At 53.1% G+C, this 20,723-nt stretch carries 21 protein-coding genes; 13 read left to right on the top strand and 8 right to left on the bottom strand.

Annotated elements, in window-relative coordinates:
- Positions 1 to 35 precede the first annotated feature (35 nt).
- The gene (locus tag JQR86_RS21600; RefSeq protein ID WP_150346423.1) at positions 36 to 437 is read right to left on the bottom strand and encodes a DoxX family protein; all 402 of its coding nucleotides are present in this window, start codon (positions 435 to 437) and stop codon (positions 36 to 38) included.
- Positions 438 to 550: 113 nt separating this feature from the next.
- Here JQR86_RS21600 and JQR86_RS21605 point away from each other — a divergent pair, with 113 nt between their 5' ends.
- Complete coding sequence (locus JQR86_RS21605) at positions 551 to 1,453, top strand: LysR family transcriptional regulator (RefSeq protein WP_150346422.1); 903 nt, start codon at positions 551 to 553, stop codon at positions 1,451 to 1,453.
- Here the strand turns inward: JQR86_RS21605 and JQR86_RS21610 are convergent.
- The 3 genes from JQR86_RS21610 to JQR86_RS21620 all read right to left on the bottom strand — a co-directional run bounded on the left by JQR86_RS21610 (position 1,443) and on the right by JQR86_RS21620 (position 4,456).
- On the bottom strand, positions 1,443 to 2,417 hold the full coding sequence (locus JQR86_RS21610) for a bestrophin family protein (RefSeq protein WP_434155000.1): 975 nt from the start codon (positions 2,415 to 2,417) through the stop codon (positions 1,443 to 1,445). The two genes, JQR86_RS21605 and JQR86_RS21610, sit on opposite strands and share 11 nt — an antisense overlap.
- 221 nt (positions 2,418 to 2,638) lie before the next feature.
- Positions 2,639 to 3,664: a PDDEXK nuclease domain-containing protein gene (locus tag JQR86_RS21615; protein WP_434155001.1), complete on the bottom strand. Its 1,026-nt coding sequence runs from the start codon at positions 3,662 to 3,664 to the stop codon at positions 2,639 to 2,641.
- A gap of 54 nt (positions 3,665 to 3,718) precedes the next feature.
- On the bottom strand, positions 3,719 to 4,456 hold the full coding sequence (locus JQR86_RS21620) for a GntR family transcriptional regulator (protein WP_074825680.1): 738 nt from the start codon (positions 4,454 to 4,456) through the stop codon (positions 3,719 to 3,721).
- A 170-nt stretch (positions 4,457 to 4,626) separates the two neighbouring features.
- On the opposite strand from JQR86_RS21620, the gene JQR86_RS21625 reads away from it, so the two are divergent.
- From JQR86_RS21625 to JQR86_RS21665, 9 genes are all read left to right on the top strand, one after another.
- Positions 4,627 to 5,451 (top strand): amidohydrolase family protein, encoded by an 825-nt coding sequence (locus JQR86_RS21625; RefSeq protein ID WP_434155002.1) that lies wholly within the window; start codon positions 4,627 to 4,629, stop codon positions 5,449 to 5,451.
- 32 nt (positions 5,452 to 5,483) lie between these two features.
- A complete protein-coding gene (locus JQR86_RS21630) occupies positions 5,484 to 6,785 on the top strand; it encodes an SLC13 family permease (RefSeq protein ID WP_434155004.1) in 1,302 nt (433 codons plus the stop codon).
- Positions 6,786 to 6,982: 197 nt separating this feature from the next.
- A complete protein-coding gene (locus JQR86_RS21635) occupies positions 6,983 to 9,589 on the top strand; it encodes an intermembrane phospholipid transport protein YdbH family protein (protein WP_434155005.1) in 2,607 nt (868 codons plus the stop codon).
- A complete protein-coding gene (locus JQR86_RS21640; RefSeq protein ID WP_010798549.1) occupies positions 9,589 to 9,780 on the top strand; it encodes a YnbE family lipoprotein in 192 nt (63 codons plus the stop codon). The genes JQR86_RS21635 and JQR86_RS21640 overlap by 1 nt, the downstream gene beginning before the upstream one ends.
- Before the next feature lie 10 nt (positions 9,781 to 9,790).
- Positions 9,791 to 10,129: a YdbL family protein gene (locus tag JQR86_RS21645; protein ID WP_434155007.1), complete on the top strand. Its 339-nt coding sequence runs from the start codon at positions 9,791 to 9,793 to the stop codon at positions 10,127 to 10,129.
- A 258-nt stretch (positions 10,130 to 10,387) separates the two neighbouring features.
- A complete protein-coding gene (locus JQR86_RS21650) occupies positions 10,388 to 10,801 on the top strand; it encodes a response regulator (RefSeq protein WP_019363877.1) in 414 nt (137 codons plus the stop codon).
- A 193-nt stretch (positions 10,802 to 10,994) separates the two neighbouring features.
- Entirely contained in the window at positions 10,995 to 11,327 is a 333-nt protein-coding gene (locus JQR86_RS21655) for a hypothetical protein (protein WP_074825673.1), read from the top strand.
- Positions 11,328 to 11,388: 61 nt separating this feature from the next.
- On the top strand, positions 11,389 to 12,012 hold the full coding sequence (locus JQR86_RS21660; protein WP_434155010.1) for a glutathione S-transferase family protein: 624 nt from the start codon (positions 11,389 to 11,391) through the stop codon (positions 12,010 to 12,012).
- A gap of 109 nt (positions 12,013 to 12,121) precedes the next feature.
- Complete coding sequence (locus JQR86_RS21665) at positions 12,122 to 12,763, top strand: FMN-binding negative transcriptional regulator (RefSeq protein WP_434155011.1); 642 nt, start codon at positions 12,122 to 12,124, stop codon at positions 12,761 to 12,763.
- A 28-nt stretch (positions 12,764 to 12,791) separates the two neighbouring features.
- Here the strand turns inward: JQR86_RS21665 and JQR86_RS21670 are convergent, their stop codons facing one another.
- Positions 12,792 to 13,397, bottom strand: a complete 606-nt coding sequence (locus JQR86_RS21670; protein WP_434155012.1) for a TetR/AcrR family transcriptional regulator — start codon at positions 13,395 to 13,397, stop codon at positions 12,792 to 12,794.
- Between the two features lie 245 nt (positions 13,398 to 13,642).
- On the opposite strand from JQR86_RS21670, the gene JQR86_RS21675 reads away from it, so the two are divergent.
- Both JQR86_RS21675 and JQR86_RS21680 read left to right on the top strand, forming a co-directional pair.
- Positions 13,643 to 16,348: a glycoside hydrolase family 3 protein gene (locus tag JQR86_RS21675; RefSeq protein WP_434155014.1), complete on the top strand. Its 2,706-nt coding sequence runs from the start codon at positions 13,643 to 13,645 to the stop codon at positions 16,346 to 16,348.
- Positions 16,349 to 16,581: 233 nt separating this feature from the next.
- A complete protein-coding gene (locus JQR86_RS21680; RefSeq protein WP_010798557.1) occupies positions 16,582 to 17,133 on the top strand; it encodes an ATP-dependent Clp protease proteolytic subunit in 552 nt (183 codons plus the stop codon).
- 90 nt (positions 17,134 to 17,223) lie between these two features.
- Here the strand turns inward: JQR86_RS21680 and JQR86_RS21685 are convergent, their stop codons facing one another.
- Positions 17,224 to 17,658, bottom strand: coding sequence for a DNA methylase (locus tag JQR86_RS21685; protein ID WP_434136604.1), 435 nt, complete (start codon positions 17,656 to 17,658; stop codon positions 17,224 to 17,226).
- 271 nt (positions 17,659 to 17,929) lie between these two features.
- Here JQR86_RS21685 and JQR86_RS21690 point away from each other — a divergent pair, with 271 nt between their 5' ends.
- On the top strand, positions 17,930 to 18,520 hold the full coding sequence (locus tag JQR86_RS21690; RefSeq protein WP_010798559.1) for a DUF4142 domain-containing protein: 591 nt from the start codon (positions 17,930 to 17,932) through the stop codon (positions 18,518 to 18,520).
- Positions 18,521 to 18,991: 471 nt separating this feature from the next.
- Here the strand turns inward: JQR86_RS21690 and JQR86_RS21695 are convergent, their stop codons facing one another.
- Both JQR86_RS21695 and JQR86_RS21700 read right to left on the bottom strand, forming a co-directional pair.
- A complete protein-coding gene (locus JQR86_RS21695; RefSeq protein ID WP_010798560.1) occupies positions 18,992 to 19,297 on the bottom strand; it encodes an ArsR/SmtB family transcription factor in 306 nt (101 codons plus the stop codon).
- A 100-nt stretch (positions 19,298 to 19,397) separates the two neighbouring features.
- On the bottom strand, positions 19,398 to 20,519 hold the full coding sequence (locus JQR86_RS21700; RefSeq protein WP_434155015.1) for an alkene reductase: 1,122 nt from the start codon (positions 20,517 to 20,519) through the stop codon (positions 19,398 to 19,400).
- Positions 20,520 to 20,723: the final 204 nt, after the last annotated feature.

Consider the following 20,723-nt stretch of genomic DNA (forward strand, 5'->3'; position numbering starts at 1 on the left):
GTGTTCGCCTCAAGGGTGCAGCGCGGTTTAGAACCTTAATCCTTACGAAGCGATGGCTTCAGAGCCAAGGCACCGGGCCCCAGGAGTGCCAACGCAGCGGCCGTGACCGCCAGAAAAACAGGATATTCCCAGCCGCCATCAGCTGCGGTAAATGACCAGCCGTTTCCAAAGTGTACGGAAGAGGCTGCCAGTAATTGTACCGCCGCAACGGCTGCAACCCAGCGAGGCAGGATGCCCAGTATCAGCATTGCACCCGCCAGAATTTCGAAGAACGTAACCGGATAGGCCAGCACGCCTGGAAAACCAACCGATTCAAAGAACTGTGCGGTACCCGGCAAGGTAAAAACGAACAGCTTTGTAAGGCCGTGGGCCAGAAACATGATACCTAGCGCTAAGCGCAACAGGAGCGCGGCATAGGGAGCGGTACGAGTATCCATCGTTAAATCCTTAGAAAAGGGTGTGATCGGTCAGATACCGCTATTCTTTGTATTTCCCTTTTAGAGATAAATAGGGTAAATAAAAATGAATTATTTACATTTTGGAAATCGATATGGATACGCTTTCTGCGCTATCTGCCTTCGTCAAAGTAGTGGAACTAGGGTCATTCGCTGCGGCCGCTGATCGACTTGAACTGTCCCGCTCGGGACTTACGAAACTGATCGCCTTTCTTGAGCGTAAATACGATTCGAGACTGCTTAACCGGACGACACGCAAGCTAAGCCTTACCGATGCGGGTCGTGCACTCTATGAGCGCATTCTTCCGTTGCTGGCCGAGTTTGATGACCTGGAAACAGCCCTGCAGTCTGATGTCCAGCATCCGCGGGGACGGCTACGGGTCAATGCCCCGTTCTCCTTTGGCATCCTGCAGCTGGCCCCGGTAATTGCCCGATACATGGAGCAATACCCAGAGGTATATGTTGATCTTGAACTGAATGACCGAGTCGTTGACCTTGTAGAGGAAGGTTTCGATCTGGCAGTACGTATTGGCCAGCTCGACGACTCCAGCTTGGTCGCACGTCAACTGGCCGTACTCGACGTAGTGGTGTGTGCCTCACCGCTCTACCTGAAACAGCATGGAACGCCAGCGCATCCACTGGAACTCAGACAACACCGCTGCCTCAACTATACTTACGCGCGCCAGGGTAATGAATGGCTCTTTCAACGCGACGAAGAAGAAGTACGAGTCAAGGTATCCGGGATGTTTCGGGCCAATAACGGCGATGTTTTGCGAACTGCAGCCTTGGCAGGTCATGGAATTATTCTGCAGCCAAGCTTCATCATTGGCGATGACATAAAAGCTGGCCGCCTGGTACCGCTACTGCAAGCGTGGAAGACCAGCTACACCCCCATTCTCTATGCTGTTTACCCTCACCGCCGCTTCCTTTCAGCCAAAGTGAGGACATTTATCGAGCATCTGCAACATAGTCTAGGAGGCGGTTTGCCTACAGGTTAGCGATGGATTTCACGATACTGGTCTCTGCAGGTGCAGCGGGTTCTACACGCACTGTTCGGATAGCTTCTACCAGATCCTCCTCCGCTACATGCGCTGCCGTTTCCTGGAGCAAAGAACGCAGATTCTTTTCAATCGTTGTGCACAGACTATCCATGGCGATCTGGTGCTGGCTGTCGGCAAAAGGTGCCTGAAGCTCGGTTCCTATTCGCTCTAATGCGAGCAGCATGAAACCTACCACAGAGGAAACAACAGGGGTGTACCAGCCTAATGTACTGACTAGCCCCATGGGCATGATGATGCAAAAGAGCGTTGTAAAAAGTCTTGGAAAATAGACATAGGGATAAGGTAATGGCGTGTTGTTAATGCGTTCCATGCCGCCCTGGCAGTTGGACATATCCACGAGAGTCGATTCAATTCGTGCCAACCGGATACTATCGAGGCGACCCTGGTTTAGCTCTATAACCAATAGTTGTGCGGTGCCGTTGAGTATGTCATTGGGGAAATTGCTGCTGCCTTCAGCCATTGATAACTCGTGCCGGGCCAGGTAGGGTCCCGCAGCTTCTGCGCATGAGGTACCCTTCAGATGTGCGCGCAGTGCATTGATATAGGCCATATGACGTAGCAGAAGAACCATCTTTACTCGATTACGCCCTATGCCCACATCATCAATAAGTGTCATCACCTGCCGGCCGAAACTGCGAGAGCTATTGACCATTGCGCCCCACAAGGTACGCGCTTCCCACCAGCGGTTATAGGCACTGCTATTACGAAAGCTGATCAGCACTACCAATGCTGAACAAAGCAATGTCAGGGGCGTGAGTGGCAAGTCAATCGGGTCTTTTACGTACAGCATGGCCTCTGCTGTGACGGCTATGTCCCACACAAGCAGCCAGAACAAAGACCAACCTACATAAAAGAAAGTCTTGCGTAACAAGGCGACTTTCTTATGGATCGACCTGGACATCGGAACACCTTTAGCAGCGCAATGAATGGTTGCCTATCTCTACTGGCTCGCCGCGGACTTGCCGTAAAAGAGTTTTCGAATCAGCAACCTGTTCTATTCAGAACGTGTCGGCCATCTGATTCATAACCTTTGGCAAGGCTCGACGGGTGGTTAGGCTAACTAGCGCGCTAAAAGCGTTTTATAAGGTCTAGCCAGGGCAACGGACCGCCTATCGATTTCTCTCAGCTTTCTGATTCATCAGTAATATTCAACCGATAAAACTCATGCAGCTTTTCCTGCAGTAGTTTCTTGTCGGGCAAATGGGTCTGGTATTCCGCTACAAGCGCAGGCGACAAAGATCGATTCAACGCGTACTCAACGACTTCATCATCCTTGCTGGCACAGAGCAGAACACCAATTGCCGGATTTTCATGCGCCTTGCGTACGGTGCGGTCCAGCGCCTCAAGATAGAACTCGAGTTTACCCAGATATTCCGGCTCGAATCGGCCTACCTTGAGCTCGATGGCCACCAAGCAGTTCAGGCCCCGATGGAAGAACAGCAGGTCCAACGCGAAATCCCGTCCACCCACCTGTAAGGGATACTCGGAGCCGACGAAGCAGAAATCCCGCCCGAGTTCGATCAGAAAATCCTTAAGTCGCTGCAGCAGTCCGTGGTGCAAATCAGCCTCTGCATGTCCCTCCGGAAGCCCAAGAAATTCGACCATATAGGCATCCCTGAACACACTCAGCGCCTCAGGATGACTTTGTCTCAGCGCTGCCGAGACTTTTGCAGGTTGCGTAACGGAGCGCTCAAAAAGTGCAGACTTGAACTGCCGCTCCAACTCACGGCTGGGCCACCGTTCCTGCATGGCCAGCCGTAAATAGAACTCACGCTCTTCGGGGCGCTTGCTCTGACTGAGAATAATGAGGTTGTGGGTCCATGGTAACTGCCGTACCAGAGCGGCTAGTGATGGTTCGTTACGGTACGCTTCATAGAACTGGCGCATTCTGAACAGATTGGCGCGAGTGAAACCCCGCAAGCCGGGTTGAGTCTGTGCAAGATAGCGCGCCAACTGATCAACGACCCCGTCTCCCCACTCCGCGGTTTCAAGCTTGGCGCTGATATACGCCCCTACCCGCCAATACAAATCGATCAACTCGATGTTGACGGCCTGAACCGCTCGCTGGCGAGCGGTTGAAATAAGACTGGCTACCTCAGCAAAACGCTTGTCATCCAGAGGCAGATTAGGCGTGGTCTGATCAGACATACCGTGGAGAACGTCCAGGATAATTATTGGAAACGGCCGATTTAAAGTGACTCTTTAGGTTATCTCGACCTGGTAACGAAAGCCTTCTGCCGCACCTCGAGACACTCTGTACTCGATGGGAAGCCGGTCATAGCCCAGCGCGATACGCTCGATCACGACAACCGGTTTGCCCTCCTCGATTTCCAGAATCCGAGCCGTTTCAGCCGAAGCCGATTCCACCGTCAGCGTTTCCTGCGCTGATGCGACATGCTGGCCGCATTGCTGCTCGTAAAAAGGATAAAGCAGATTGCCGAACCTGCCCGGGTCTACGTCTAGAAGCCTGGAAAACTTCGAGCCGGGAAGCCAGATATCCTCATAGAATTTCCGCTGCCCCTCGATGACACGGACGCGCTCCAGATGTACTACCTGCTCATGCTTCTTGAGGATTAGTGCATGGATCACGGCCTGAGGAGGCTGCTCGAGCGTGCGGCTGAGTACCTGACTGGTCGGCACAGCCTGGCTACCGGACGAATCTATCTGGCGAAAAAAACGAAAGAATGAGGCATTGAAGCTTGGCCGACGAACAAACGTCCCCCTGCCCTGGCTCCGTTCGAGCAAGCCCTCGCTCACCAGCGTATCCACTGCCTTTCTCACCGTCCCGATGGCAACACCATAGAGCTTGGTCAGTTCAGCCTCGGTGGGAATCGACTGGCCTGGCAACCATTCACCTGACGCAATCCTGGCCAGTATTTCATCACTCAACCGTTGATAGAGCGGTAAACGCTCATCCTGTCCCAGCTTTGCGTTGTTCATATCGTCATCCAAACGACTGGTAGACCTACTTTACCACGAGCACCGTCGGGTGATGCATTGACAGCTAACACGCATCGCTATACGTTCCTCTATTCATATAGATGAATATATGTTTTATGGGCAAGGGCGGTGGTGACCTTTGCCAAAAACACACAACAAGGGTAGTGCCCATGTCTCAGCCATATACGCCCATCACGGGTATCGATACCCATGCACATATTTTTTCTCGTGACCTTCCCCTGACCGAAAACCGCCGCTACAGCCCTGACTACGATGCCCTTGTGGAAAGCTATCTGGCTCATCTGGAGCATTGCGGGCTTTCCCATGGCGTGTTGGTACAGCCCAGCTTCCTGGGGACCAACAATAACTTCATGGTAGGTGCGCTGCGGGTCTATCCGGAACGGTTACGTGGGACAGCGGTAGTCGATCCCGAAGTCAGTGACGCCGAACTCAATGAATTGGAAAAGGCAGGAGTAGTGGGTGTAAGACTGAACCTGGTCGGGCTTCCGCTGGAAGATTACTCACAGCCACGGTGGCAAACTTTTTTCAAGAAGATGGCCGACCGAAACTGGTCGGTCGAAATCCAGCGTGCCATGGAAGACCTCTGCCTTATCGTTCCAACACTATTGGATGCAGGGGTCAATGTTGTCATCGACCACTTCGGCTTGCCCGCCGGCTGTATAGATCCTGAAACGCCAGAGCATCAGGCCTTCCTGTCGCTCCTGCCTGACTCGGCTATATGGGTCAAGCTGTCCGCCACCTATCGAAGCAAGGCCAGTCTAGAGCAAGCCACCCAGATGGTTGATATATTGCGCAACGCCTATGGGCACTCTAATCAACTGTTATGGGGTAGCGATTGGCCTCATACCCGCTTCGAGGACCAGACCGATTATGATGCCCAGTTTTCAATAATGACCTCCCTCCTCCCGGATGCGCTGGAAAGAAGGAAAGTGCTGGTGGACAACCCGGCCAGACTGTTCAAGTTCAAGCCCTGAAAACCAGACAATAACAACAAGGAAAGACAATTATGATGAGTCTGTTCGTCGTGACGGCGATTGCCGTTGCCATTGTTCTCGGGTACAAGACCCGGATCAATATCGGCCTGTTTGCTATCGCCTTCGCTTACCTGATCGGCTCGTTTGTGATGGGTATGAGTCCGTCGAAGGTCATCAACCTCTGGCCACTCAAAATCTTCTTTATCATTTTCTCGGTATGCCTGTTCTACAGTTTTGCCATCGTTAACGGCACCTTGGAAAAACTGTCGGAGCATTTGCTGTACAGCTGCAGAAAAGTACCCTATCTGCTGCCCTACGCCGTCTTTGTTACTGCCGCCCTGATTGCTGCCTTAGGCGCGGGTTACTATACCGTACTGGCCTTCATGGCGCCGATCACGTTGCTGTTGTGTGAACGTACGGGCATGAGTCTCATCGTGGGCGCGATGGCAGTGAACTACGGAGCCCTCGGAGGGGCCAATTTTGTTTCCAGCCAAAGCGGGATCATTTTCCGCAGCCTGATGGTGAATGCGGGAATTCCGGAAGAAACCGCCTTTATAAACAGCTTTGGTATTTTCGCCAGTACGATCGTGATTCCTTTGCTGGTCATCACCGGGTTTCTCTTGTTCAGCGGGCACAAACAATCCATGCGGGAGGCTGCGTTCAACATCAGTGCACCTACGCCGTTCACGAAAGATCAGAAAACCACGCTGTGGTTGACCCTTCTAATGATGGGGCTTGTCTTGCTGGCTCCTATCGCCCACCTTGTCTTCCCGCAGAATGACACGATCAGCTTTATCAACTCGAAGATGGATATTGGTCTGATCGCCAGTGTTTTCTCCGTGATTGCACTGCTGCTCAAGCTGGGCGATGAGCGCAAGGTCATGGCTACGCTCCCCTGGTCTACCATCATCATGATCTGTGGCGTAGGTATGCTAATCTCGGTTGCGATCAAGGCCGGCACGGTTGATCTCCTGGCGTCCTGGATCAGCGCCAATATACCGGCCGTCCTGGTACCTGTTGCTTTTGGTGTGGTCGCGGCGCTGATGTCCTTGTTCTCAAGTACATTGGGCGTGGTAACACCTGCGCTCTTCCCGATCGTGCCTGCAATTGCCGCTAATCTGTCCATTGATCCGATGATCATTTTCATCTGCATCGTGGCGGGGGCACAGGCAACCTCTATTTCGCCTTTCTCTTCCGGTGGAAGCCTGCTGCTGGGCTCATGCCCCACTGAACAAAGCCGCTCTGCTCTCTTTCCCAAGCTCCTGTTCAAGGCAGCGCCACTCGGCTTCATCGCCGCCCTGGTGTTCAACTTTGTTTTAACATTCTGCTTGTAACATTGGCGTGTTCGCTAAGCCCCGGGTTAAACACCCAGGGCTTTTTCGTCTTGATTACAGAAGTGTCATGGTAGTTTGGTTGTTTTATAATGGGCTGGTATTACTAAGAAAAATAAGCATTTAATGCAAAACGAAGGCACCAGGGTTGATTCAGTGGTTTAGACGCTTCACTCTAACGTCGAGCCTGTACTCGAGCGGTGAGTCCACTGTCTAACGTCAATTCTTCTCGCGCCCTACGCTGGTTTCGGCGTTTAGGCTGGGCCAGTGTAGTTTTCCTGTTATTGCTGGCATCCGGTTCGCTCGGCTTTGCGTTGTTGATTCGCTCGCTGGGTATTACACACTGGAATCTACAAGGGCTGTATCTGAATACTCACTCGATAGGGTTACAGAGCCTATCGCTTGTCCAAGCCGATAAAGATGGTACAGAGCAGTCACTCAACACCGGGCCACTGATGTTTGAGTGGACCGGGCGTCATCTCAGGATCGATCACGTTGAGCTCGCGCTGGCTGCTATTCCAAACGGTACCAGCGGTGAGCCTATTGGCCCTCTGCACCTTGACACTCCTCTCGCCATACCGACATGGCTACCCGATCGTCTGGATGCACCTGATTTCACGTTGTCTCTGCCCTGCGCACAAGGCCAATGCAGGTTAGAGGGCTCCTTGAGTGCAAGCCAGGCAAACAACCAGGCCTTGCCCCTCAGCCTGGAGCTCACGCTTCGTCATGAGGGGCGCACATTACAAACCCTGGCCTTGCTTGAGGGCACACCGGAGGCACCGCGCCTGACAGCCAACCTTGCCATTGATGATCAGCCAAGGCTTGTGTTACGGACTGCGCTAACGCCCCACGGCGACGGAGTGGCTTGGGGCGGTGACCTCCTGATCCCTGCCTTTAATGAAGGCTCCTGGGTTCTGGACTGGATCAACCAGTGGTGGCCAATGCCTGCCGTGAACGTTGAATCCCTGCCGGGTGCTCTTCGAGTACAAGGTGACTGGCAGTTGTCCCTACCTAACACAATTGACGACCTCCAATCCCTGCTTAATGCACAAGGTAGTATTCGGCTTGATGCGCATTTACCCCAAGCCTGGCCATTGCCAGGACTGGGATCACTTCAAGGCGATGCCAGCGTGGATGCTACAGTGGATCACGGCTATGTAATGCCTCGAGCCCTGCAAGCCGATCTGCAACTTGCAATAAGGAACCAACCTTGGCAGCTCCAACTCCCGCAGGGTATACGACCCGACCAACTCCATATCCGGGCGCAGACACCTGCATCTATTGATCAGCCGGACGTGCTGCTCCCCCTCGACTTTACCCTAGCCTCTCGTGGCGAAGCAGCTCTGGACCTGAAAGGACGCCTTAAGGTTGCTACTCAGGCCCCTTGGCGCCTCCGGGTGGATGGGCTTGATCTGCATGGAACCGTTCCAAACTTTAAGCAATCCAGCGTTGCCGTTCACACTCTCGACGTCAAACTAAAGGCGCAAGGGAAGATGGATCAGCGCAGTGCTGAGCTGACCTTCTCCAATATCATGCTAGGTGCGCGCCAGCTGGACATCGGTAGCGGTACTTCGGGGACACGCCTGGACAACGTATCTGCAACTTCGCCTGAGCTCAACCTGATGGGGCGGCTGGACGATCAGCAGGACGTGCATTTTACATTGAAGGGCAACACTCAGCTCAAGACCAAGCGCATTGCTCACCCGCAGCTCAAGGCTGCCAAATGGAACTGGGATGGACAGCTTGAGTTGACGGATCGGGCGCTAGGTTTAAATGGTACACTTAAGACCGATACAGGCCTCAGCCTCAAGACCCGGCTTCATCAGTCTCCTGATCAGTCGTTCGTCCTGGAAGGCACACTGGACACATTATTCATGCGGGCTGGAAATCCCTTTGCAGCCACATTTACCGCCTGGCCGGCCTTGCTGGAATTCAATACGGGACGTCTTGACGGCCAGCTTGCCCTTCGTATCCCTCAACAAGGCGACATGAACCTGCATATTGATCTGGATGCTCAAGGTCTGGGCGGCATTTACGATCGTCTGGAAATGAATGGCGTTGGTGCAAAGGTTGCGCTTGATTTGAATAACGATCAGCTGAGCGTAGCATTGCCTGCGTTCAAAGCCGATAGCCTTAACCCAGGGTTTACTCTAGGTCCTCTTGAATTGAGCGGCGCCTATCGCGCTCGGCTGGATGATCCACTGGCCGGCACGCTGTCCTGGCAACAGGCTCAAACGGCCATATTGGGAGGTCGCCTGTGGATACCGCCAGGCCAAGGCAACCTGGGCGACTTCACGCTTGCGCTGCCGGTGCATCTCTCAGGCCTGCAAGTCGCTTCACTATTGGAAGCCTACCCGACCGAGGGGCTCAGCGGCGAAGGTATAATTGACGGGCAGTTACCCCTGCACTGGACGCGCCAGGGTATTCGCGTCGAGCAAGGCGTTGTCGGCGCACGTGGAGCAGGCGTGCTACGCTTCCGCTCGGATCGAATCAAAGCGCTGGGGCGGAGCAACCCCGGGATGAAACTGGTAGCCGATGCGCTCGACGATTTCCATTACGAGGTACTGCGTAGCGGCGTTGATTACCGTGAAGACGGTACACTGATGCTTTCACTCCGCCTGGAGGGCCGCAACCCTGATATTGAAAAGGGACGAGCGTTCAACTTTGGAATCAACCTTGAAGAAAATATTCCGCAACTACTGACCAGCCTGCAACTGACTGACCGGGTCAGCGACACCATTCAACGTCGTGTGCAGGAACGCCTGCGTCGTGATCAAACTGGCCCCAAAACCGAGGAGAAGCCCTGATGGGGTTGCGCCCACTATTCGGCATATTGCTTTTATGCCTTCTGACAGCAGCCTGTACACCTACCGTACAGGTCGCGGTTCCAAACGAGCCGATCAACATCAACCTGAACGTAAAAATCCAGCATGAAATCTACATCAAAGTAGACAAGGCACTGGATAACGTTCTCAGCGAAAACAGCGGTCTATTCTAAGGAGCCAGCCATGCGAATCCGTGTTGCCAGTTTGATGCTGGCCTTGCTTTTCACCAGTCCCGCCTGGGCCATGGGCCTCAACGAGGCGATGGCCACCCTGAGCCATGCCAAGGCAAGTGGCCAGGTGGGCGAACAACCCAATGGCTACTTGGGCGCGGTTGACGGGAGCAGCCAAGGCACCGAAATTGCCAATCTGATCAATCAGGCCCGCCGCGATGAGTACCAGCGTCTGGCTCAGCAAAATGGCATCCAGCTGGGTGATGTAGAAGCCATCGCCGGCAAGAAGGCGATCGAGAAGACACCCGCGGGGCAATACATCCAGCTCAATGGAAAGTGGGTCAGAAAATAAACGGTACCTGCATGAAAAGCCAGCATCTTGCTGGCTTTTCTACATCTGTTTACTTGTAAGCTACTCGTCCAGATCCAAGCCTAACGCTTTGCCCAAGCCTGTACGGATACAACAAATTCGCCAATATCATGACTCCGGCTGGCACTTAATCACTCTCTTTGTGTCCATTTCTTCGAACCACATAGGGAATACGCCGAGTCCTCCGAGTACATCCGTTTGACGACGGCTTCTGGCAGATATCTGGAAAAGCACTGACATATGTATAGTCAACAATCGACACAAGGTACCAACCGCACCCCCTCCACTGTTCTCGTTGTAGAAGATGAGGAAGTGATCCGGGAATTCGTCCGTGAGCTTCTGGATGGTGAGGGTTTCAACGTCATGACCGCAGAGTCGGCCGACGTGGCTCATGCCCTTCTGCAGGACAAGGCGGCAGATATCGACCTGCTGATCACCGACATCCGTATGCCAGGCTCGATGGACGGTGCCCAACTTGCCAATCATGTAGGCGCTACATGGCCTCATATTCCCATCATCGTAATGTCCGGTTATGACACGCCAGCCACTGCCAGCATCAAGTACAAGGTCAGGTTTCTGCCCAAACCGTGGTCGATCGGCCAGCTAATCGATATGGTTACGGGTGTTGCGTACTCTGCAACTCCCAGTACCTGACCTTTCTTCAACGGGTTGAACAACACCTCTAGTTGATCAACCCGCTGCGGCACACGATTAAACCACTATCCATGAAGCATGCTCTGTGTTCGCCATAGCTCAGCTTGCTCTGCTGTTTTCCTAGCGCCTTTCGGGCAAATACGCCTGCTCGCTCAACGCTCTAAACAATCTTCACGGGCATATATGCGGACCTATGAGTATTGATACGCCTCCCTACCCCGTTACGCCTGATGGCCGCTATTTCGTGGTACGTGGTCAACTCTGGCGATGCACCAATCCTGCACTTCCAGAGGCGCAACGCAAGGTGCTTACCCACGAGTTGATGACGGCGCGCAGAGAGGTGGGCCAAGCGAAGCGCAACCACGACAAAGCGGCTGAACAGCAGGCGCGCCACCGGGTCGATGAAGCCAAGCGCGCTTTAGGTGAGCGTGGGCCCGTGTGGTGGACAGACGGAGCGCCCGACTATAACCGCCGACAAGTTGCCAACACGCCCTATGCAGGCTGGTTTGAAACATTGACGTCCTGAGAAATACCCAACCATTTCAGGCAATGGGTAGAATCAGCAGTAACCTCTAAAGGGGAATACTATGCTGACGGTTCTGGGAAAGGCGACATCGATCAATGTTCGCAAGGTCATGTGGACGTGCGAAGAGCTTGGCATTCCCTTCACTCTTGAAGAGTGGGGCACAGGGTTCAGGCCAACGGATGATCCGAACTTTCTAACTCTGAATCCCAACGCCCTTGTCCCGGTTGTCCAGGACAAGGGGTTCGTCTTGTGGGAATCGAATTCAATCATTCGCTATCTGGCGAACCACTATAATGGAGAGGCTCTATATCCGGTGGAGAATAAGGCTCGCGCCATCATTGATCAGTGGATCGACTGGCAGGCCTCTACGCTGAACCCCTCCTGGAGCTATGCCTTCCAAGCGCTGGTAAGGCGGTTATCCAGCCATCAGGATCCAGAACAAATCAGCCAGAGTCATCGCCAATGGTCAGCATGTATGGCCATACTTGACGCCCAGCTTCAGAAAACCAAGGGTTATGTAGCAGGTGAAGTCTTTTCGCTTGCGGACATTCCGATCGGTCTTTCTGTGAACCGATGGTTCGAAACGCCTGTAACACATCCCCACCTACCCGCCTTGAACACTTATTATGATCGGCTGGCTGAGCGCTCCGGTTTTCTGGTCTATGGTAGGAATGGCATACCGTAATGCAGCAAGGACCTCATAACTGTAATGTCCAATCTGCTGCGTTCTGTATATGGTTGTCTCTGGAGGCATACCGTTAAGGTTACGTTGATTCTCTGACGGAGCCTTGCGCATGTACCTTCCGCCCCCCTTCAAGGAAACGGACCCAGCCGTTCTGCATCGCTTCGTCAAGGAGCACCCGTTGGGTGCCTTGGTTATACAGGGAAGTCATGGTTTGTCTGCCGAACATCTTCCGTTTTTGCTGGAAAGCGAGGAGACGGGTCTAGGCATTCTCAAGGCTCATGTGGCGCGTGCCAGCCAGCTCTGGCAGGAAGCGCTTAATGGCCATGACGAAACGCTTGTCATCTTCCAGGGGCCAAGCGCCTATATTTCACCTTCCTGGTATGCCAGTAAACTTGAAACGCACCGGGTCGTGCCGACTTATAACTATGCCACCGTACATGCCTACGGACGGATCAAGGTCAGAGACGATGCCCAATGGGTCAGAGGCGTTGTGGCTCGCCTGACCCGTGCACATGAGGCTACTCAGGACACGCCCTGGAGAATGACCGATGCGCCAGCCGACTTCATTGACGAGCAACTGTCTCGAATTGTCGGTATAGAAATCCACGTTTCCCGCTTGGAAGGAAAATGGAAGATGAGCCAGAACCGCAGCGAAGCGGACCGTAAAGGCGTACTTCAAGGCCTACACCGTGAATCTACACCTCAGACCACCGAAGCAGCAGCCGAAATGCTCCGCACCTCACCAGAATAAGCTTAACCCCCCCCTAAAAAGCGGCAGGTTACGTCTGCAGACGATACCCCTTTAGAAAGAAGGCTACCGCCCTTTGCACGGCGGGGCCGATCAGGCTCGGGTCAATGGCGGGCTCTAATGCCAGCATAGCCTGCTCATGGAACTCGGCCTCCAGCAAAGCCTTGAGATGTAGCGCCGCTACCCAAGGATCAGAAGGTTCCAATACACCGTTATCCATGGCGTTACGGAGCACCTCTGCCATTCGAGACCAGCCAATCCTGGGTCCGTTCTCATAGTAGATAAGCCCTACCTGGCTGTTTCCGGCACTCGATTGCACCAGGCGTCGGCCCTGCATGATTTCGGGTCGAATAATGGTCTGGACATATTCATTACCAAACCGCTCCAGCATCTCGGGCAAATCGTCGTCTAGCGGAAGGTGCGCAAATATTGGCTCAAAATGCTTGGCAGCATTGGCGCGGATACATTCGGCAAACAGCTCTTCCTTGGAGCTGAAATAGTTGTAGAGCGTCGCTTTTGAACCGCCTACGCGGCTGGCAATTTCAGACATGGATGCCTGATCAAAGCCCAACTCCATAAAAACCGTCGAGGCAACGTCCACTATTTCGCGGCGTTTGCTTGGGCTTTTCGTTCTCATCCTGCGTCCATGATCACCAACATAATCCTGCCATGCTAAGGCAGATCGTTACACCAGGAAACTTAATAGCGTTTTAATACTCATAGGCCACCAGATAAAAGCAAAGTAATAGCGCTTTGCTTTCAAAAGTGTGAACTTGTCCAATAACTAAACTGAACAGTACGGTTATTTTAAGCGCCCTTCATATTCCAAATATGATCAGCCTCACGCTGATTATGTAAATCCTAGGATGGACCCCCACCAACATGCAGAAACCTACTCGTGTTTTTCCTGTGGCCAGCAGATCCTTGCTAGCCGTAGCCTTGGCAAGTGCCAGCTGCGCCTGGGCTGCCCCCCTCAAGCAAGGTCCGGAAGTCGAAAGCAGAGTCGAGTCGATCCTGTCCCAGATGTCCCTGTCGGACAAAATCAGCTACATCAATATCGATAACGGCTACATGATGCGTGCCATGCCCAAGTTTGGCTTGCCGGGCACTCTAGCCCGCGATTCCTCTCTTGGCGTAACCGTTGAAGGCACCATGTTCGGGGTGCAGTACCCTGCCCAGTCCGCGCTGGCAGCAACCTGGAGCGTGGACCTAGCCAAAACCTACGGTCTGGCTATTGGCTACGACACTCGCGCATCGGGCGGACAGCAACTGCTCTCTCCCGGCCTCAACATGTACCGTACGCCTTACAATGGCCGCTCTGCTGAGCACCTGACCGGCGAAGATCCCTTCCTGGGTGCCGTGCTGGCGCCTGCTGTCGCCAATGGCATCGAAGCTCAAGGTATCTGGACAGGTGCCAAGCATTTTGTCGCGAACGAGCAGGAGGCCAACCGCCATTACCTGAATGTGAAGGTCGACAATCGCACCCTGCGTGAAATCTACCTGCCCGGCTTCGAGTCTCTGGTCAAGAATGCCAACCCTGCGTCGATCATGTGCGGTTTCAACAAGATCAACGGCGATTATGCCTGCGAAAGCCACAGCATGATCGCCGACATGCTCAAGGGCGAATGGGGTTTCAAAGGTTTCGTTGTCAGCGACTTCAACTCCATCCAGAACGGCTACAAGGCGGCGATGGCTGGTGCTGATCTAGACATGCCCAGCGGCCTACAGATGAACGAATCCGTTCTGATGCCGTACGTGTGGAGTGGTCAGTTGCCGGTGTCAGTGATCGACGAGAAGGTCCGTCGTAACCTGCGCGCCATGATTGGCTTTGGCTTTGACAAAGGCCTGCCGACCGCATCGCACATAGGTAACGATCCGCGCAGTCTGAGCACGTCCCTTGATATGGCCCGGCAGGGCATCGTTCTGCTACAGAACGAGAAAGCAAAAGGCTCTTCCAATAACCTGCTGCCGCTGCCTAAAACCGCACGCATTGCTGTGATTGGTGATATCGCAAAGCAGCGTCCACCCTACCCCTTCGGTACCGGTTGGTCTGCCGCCAATACCTATACCACCGAGCTGCAAGGCCTGCAGCAACTGGCTCAGGATAAAAGCCAGATCACCTATATCCAGGCACTGTCTCTCGATCCGCAAACGTCGGAGTGGTACACCTCCAATGACAGCACCGGCTCCACCGAGACCGTAGCAGGTCTGACAGCTGAATACTTCAACAATCCAAACTTCTCGGGCGAGCCCGCCGTCAAGCGTATTGAACCCGGTATAAACTGGGATTTCCTGAAGGCACAGAACGTCACGGCCAATGGCGTCACTACCATTGATGGCTTCAGCCCGGACCAGGATAATTTCTCGGCCCGCTTTACCGGCAAAATCAAACCGACCGTCAATGGCGACCAGGTATTCAAGGTACGTGGTGATGGCGCTTACAAGCTATGGGTAGACAACAAGCTGGTCATCGACTTCGATGGCAAACCATTGTCCAACGACCTGGCGGACTCAATCTCTCACTCGGGCAAGGCATATAACCTCAAAGCCGGCCAGACCTACGACATCAAGCTCGAATATAGCCGCGTCAACGATCACTATATTCCAACGTCGGGTAGCCTGTATGGTCTGCAGATGAGCTGGGCGTCGCTGGCTGCGCCTAAAGACCTGAGCCAATATGACGCTGTCATGGTAGCCGTAGGCTTCAACAGCGAGTACGAAGGCGAAGCATCGGATCATGGATTCGATCTGCCTGAGTACCAGAGCGATCTTATCCAGAATGTCATCAAGGCCAACCGCAACACTATCGTTGTGCTGCATGGCGGTGGCGGCATGAACCTTGAGCCCTGGGTGAAGAAGTCCAAGGCCGTATTACATGCCTGGTATCCTGGTCAGTTGGGCGGTCAGGCCCTGGCGGAAATCTTGTTTGGCGATACCAACCCCTCTGCCAAGCTGCCGATCTCGATCGAAAAGCGTATCCAGGATAACCCTGCCTATGCCAGTTACCCGAATCCGGATTTGTACGTGGGTGACAATGCCCAGACCGAGATGACATATTCGGAAGGTGTATACATGGGATATCGTGGGTTGGATAAGCAGCGTACCAAGCCACTCTTCCCGTTTGGTTTCGGTCTGTCATATACCACGTTCAGCTTCTCTGACCTGAAGATTGGTCCGAAGTCGCTTACACCTGGTTCAACCATCGACGTCACCTTTACCGTCACCAACACCGGCAATAAGGATGGTTATGAAACAGCCCAGGTTTATGTCAGCCCCAAAAAGGCAATGATCGACCGTCCGAAGAAAGAGCTAAAAGGCTTTACTAAAGTGTTCCTGAAAGCCGGCCAGTCCAAGCAGGTCACCGTTCAGCTGGACGCGCGTTCGCTGGCCTACTTCGATGTGAACACATGGAATTGGCTTGCTGATGCTGGTCGTTACATGATCTCTGTAGGCGACTCTTCGGATAACCTGCCGCTGGAAGGTATGCTGACCAACCTGTACCAACAGTCACTGCCAACCAATACTAGCAACCCGCTGCCACCGAAGATGCAGAAGGCCGTACAGGTCGATACCTCACAGGCGTATTGAGTTAATCCCGCAACAGGAAAAAGGCGCCGCACGGGCGCCTTTTTTCATTGACGATGGAATCTCAATCATAAGGCCTATCGATATAAAAGAGGTTGGGCGGCCTCAAGAAAACAATATTTCGGGTAGCCTACCTGCTGTCATGAACGCTCAAGGATTGCCCAAGAATGCCGATCTGCTTATTAGGCAGTAGCCGCTGCCAATATCGCAGACCCAATCCTTGAGTCGTACCCATCATGACCACACACGTTATCAATTTCACTGGCCCCATCAACTCAACCACGTGTGGTCAGCTGATCGAGAAATGCTCCAATGCCTTGCAGCAGGACGCCTCTAGCCTGCTCATAAAGATTGCGACCATGGGTGGCGACTGCAGCTACGGCTTCTCAATGTACAATTTCCTGGTATCGCTTCCGATTCCGGTCCATACGCACAACCTCGGGACCGTCGAGTCCATGGGTAACATTCTGTTCCTGGCGGGACGCCACCGCACAGCCTGTCGCCACAGCAAGTTTCTGATTCATCCATTTCACTGGAGCTTGCATGGGGCAATTGACCATGCGCGGATGTCTGAATATGCCATGAGTCTGGATTATGACCTGGACCTCTATGCCGAGATCGTCATGGAGCGCACTGCGGGTGCGAGCGAGCGAATGGACATTCGTAATTATCTGAAGGCCTCTCCCCGAATCCTTAACCCCGAAGCAGCGTTGGCTACAGGCATGATCCACGCCGTGGATGACGTCGCCATGCCTGTTGAAGCCGTGCACAGCTGTATTCATCTATAAGAGGTTTCACTGCATGCAACCAGGCGCGGTTCAATAGATCGCTCCTGGTTACCACAAGAGGACGATCAGACACGTTTTTTGCGCTTTTCGTTAGTGGAACAGAACAGGTCCAGCGTCTCGCATGAAGATTTCCAACGTCTTTGGCCCGACGCCCTTGAAGGCTAACAGGCGCTTTTCGAAATCCGAACGACTTCCGCTTTGATTTTTGATATCCATGATGCTGCCACCGTATTCAGCTTGAAGTATCTGGCATACCTCCAGTAGCCGCGTGGCGGTAGACTCGTCATAGCGCGTGTAACGCCCCTCCCGTAACAGCCTTACCAAGCCGTGCCAACCACACGCCAACACTTTTAGCGGCGTATCATGGCCGTGAGACTTGAACATCAAACGCCATGTCTGAGCGGCAATCGTTTGCGAAATACGCTTGCCAAACAGGTAACTGGCCAGAAACCAGCCAAACAGCGCTTTCTCATCTCCACTATATAGATCCAGTCCCAACTCCTGAGCTGAAATCTCGCTTTTCATCTCGACGCCTTTTTCAGCCTTACCTTCTTGCGACTGGCATCAGACAGGTACGGTTCATCATAGAGGCCTTATACGGTCAATATCGAGACACGTTTTTACAAGTGTTTTCATGGATCTGCTTGGGATTGGGAACAACTCGATTGGGATGTCAGTCACAACCAGTAGGCTATATAAGCCCAGCATCATCGGAGATGAGACTAATTGCTAGTGCTGCCTCGCCAGGCACACCAAGCGATCCGGTGTTTTTTAAAGCTAGATCAGGAGAATCACCATGAGCCCAGCACTGCCTAAAAAATTTGCCTTCACGTGCGCCCTTTTGCTGTCAATGGGCACGGCGACTGCCTTTGCCCAAAACGCTACCCATGCTGATAGCGCACACGGCACTTCCGGCCATGCACAGTCGGCCAATGCTAACCAAGCTGAAGCCATGTCGCCTGAAGACTTCATTAACGATGCATCGGCAAAAGGCATTGCTGAGATAGAAACGGCCAAGCTTGCGCTTGAAAAGAGCCAGTCCCAAGACGTCAAGACCTTTGCACAGTCAATGATCGATGACCATACCAAGATGAATGAGCAACTTCAGCAACTGGCCCAGCAGAAAAAGCTGGAAGTTGCTGATAATGCGATGCTGATGGACATGGCCAAGAAGATGATCCTTCAAGTACGCGATGAGTCGTTCGATGCTGCCTATGCCAACAACCAGGTCGTCGCCCACGAGCAGACTATTGAAATCTTCCGTAACGAAGCCAATACCAGCAAGGATCCGGAGCTGAAAGCGCTGGCGCAGGCTGCACTGCCTAAACTGGAAGCGCACCTTGAGCATGCCAAAACGCTACAGAGCAAATATGCCGAAAAGAAATAATGGCATACGCTAACAAAAGGCAGCCCTAGGGCTGCCTTTTTTATTCTTGAGCATGTCCCATAGCTGTTGGCTACAACACCGACTCTCTGAGGAATGTAATTGTGCAGCCCGGCTGGTCTTCTTAAAACGATGTGAATGCACAATCAGGAAGCATTACTGTAAGGGGCTTCTCAGTACCATAGGTAACCATCTTTTAGCCTGCAACAGCAATGCAGAGCAAAACGTATCAGGCAAACATGATAACTGTTAGCAAAGCGCCTCTAATGCAGCGCCAGGGCAATGCCACGGAAGAAGGGATTCTACTTAAGGTGTTATGGATAACCAGGAGCACATGCAGGCCAAACATGCACTTAAGTAGGGCGCTCTGAATAGCGCGAAGACAACATCAATAAAGACGCAAAGGCCAGTCTACTAGGCTTGCATAGCTGCAATCAGGCGCGAGGTCTTACTGATTACACAGGCCCTTCGTGATCAGATCAACTCGCCTAGCGCCTCCTTCAATAAGGCAATGCTTGCCTCGTTACGCTTGTAGTATGTCCAGGGACCTATACGCTGAGAGGTAACCAGCTGGGCGCGCTGCAAGGTGCTCAAGTACAGCGAAACCGTAGGTTGGGAAAGCCCAGCTTTGTCCTGGATAATACTTACACATACCCCAGTGGTTTCAGGATCAACTTCCTGGCTTGGAAAGTGCCGGCGAGGCTCTTTCAACCAATTCAGGATCTTGAGACGGGTAGGATTATCGAGCGCTTTAAGCGCCAAGCTGACATCGATACTCATTGCTGGTATCCGGTAACGGTTCCTTTATAGTAAACAGCCAGTTAATGTTATCACAGCGGAACCCCTTGGCATTTTTACCAAGGGGTATTTGAACAATTTCTCAGGACTCGTATCGAGAATAGTCGATGTAGCCGACCTCTGTGCCCCCATACATCGTGGCAGGATCCACTGGAGTCCACGGCCAATCATTGGCAATCCGTTCAGGCAGATCGGGGTTGGCAATAAAAGGACGGCCAAACGCAATCAGATCGCCCCACCCGGCCTTTAGCACTCGCTCCGCACGCTCCAATGTATAGCGTCCCGCATAGATGATACGGCCCTTAAACGTGTTGCGGACCGCCTTGCGGAAATCATCGGGAAGCTCTGGTGCGTTATCCCAGTCTGCCTCGGCAATTGACAGGTAGGCTATTCCTACATCTTGAAGCACTTTAATGGCTTCCAGGTAGGTTTCCTGAGGATTTTCCTCAACCAGCCCCAGATACACCCGCGCCTCATCCGTTGTCTCAAAGAGCGGAGCAAAACGTACGCCCATTCGATCCTTGCCAACCACTGCAGCAACTGCTTCGGTAACTTCCCGCAGGAAACGCAAACGATTGTGCAGCGAACCGCCATACTCATCGGTACGCTGGTTACTGTGCGCCGAGATAAACTGATTGATCAGATATCCATTGGCGGCGTGTATTTCAACTCCGTCGAAACCAGCGTCCAATGCATTACGGGCTGCCTGCGCGTAAAACTGGACCAGCTCTTTTACCTCAGCCGTACTGAGCTCACGAGGCGTTGAAGGTGCACTGAGGACTCCAGTCCCAGGACCGGTTTCGATGAATACGCTGACGTTCTTAGCGGCTATGGCTGAGGGCGCAACAGGCGCGGCCCCCTCTGGCTGCAACGATGTATGCGATACACGGCCTACATGCCAGAGCTGAGCGAAGATAATACCGCCTGCCTTATGCACCGCGTCGGTTACCAGTCGCCATCCCTCGATCTGCTCAGGTGAGTATATGCCCGGCGTCCAGGCATAACCTTGGCCACGAGGCTCGATCTGTGTTCCCTCAGTGACCATGAACCCTGCGCTAGCCCGCTGCTGGTAATAGGTTGCCATTAGCGTGTTGGGTATGTTGCCTGGCTGGGTGCTACGCGAACGAGTCAATGGCGGTAATACAATGCGACTCTTAAGTGCATAAGGGCCTAGCGTGGTAGTTTGCAGTATGGATTTGCTCATTTAAATACTTCAATATCAACGAATAAATGTGACGCTTCGTCAAAAGCCTAAGCTCACGGCTGCCCAAGTGAATCTACAGAATGGCAACCATGAGCAAATGAAGTAACTACTTTACGCATCGCATTTATAACTTTCAATATCAGGATGTCTAGTACGCTGGTTTTACTCCTTGAATAATTACTCTAGGCTCTATACGAAAAGTAC

The organism is Pseudomonas sp. JZ134, from assembly GCF_051027695.1.
GTDB classification, from domain to species: domain Bacteria; phylum Pseudomonadota; class Gammaproteobacteria; order Pseudomonadales; family Pseudomonadaceae; genus Chryseomonas; species Chryseomonas luteola.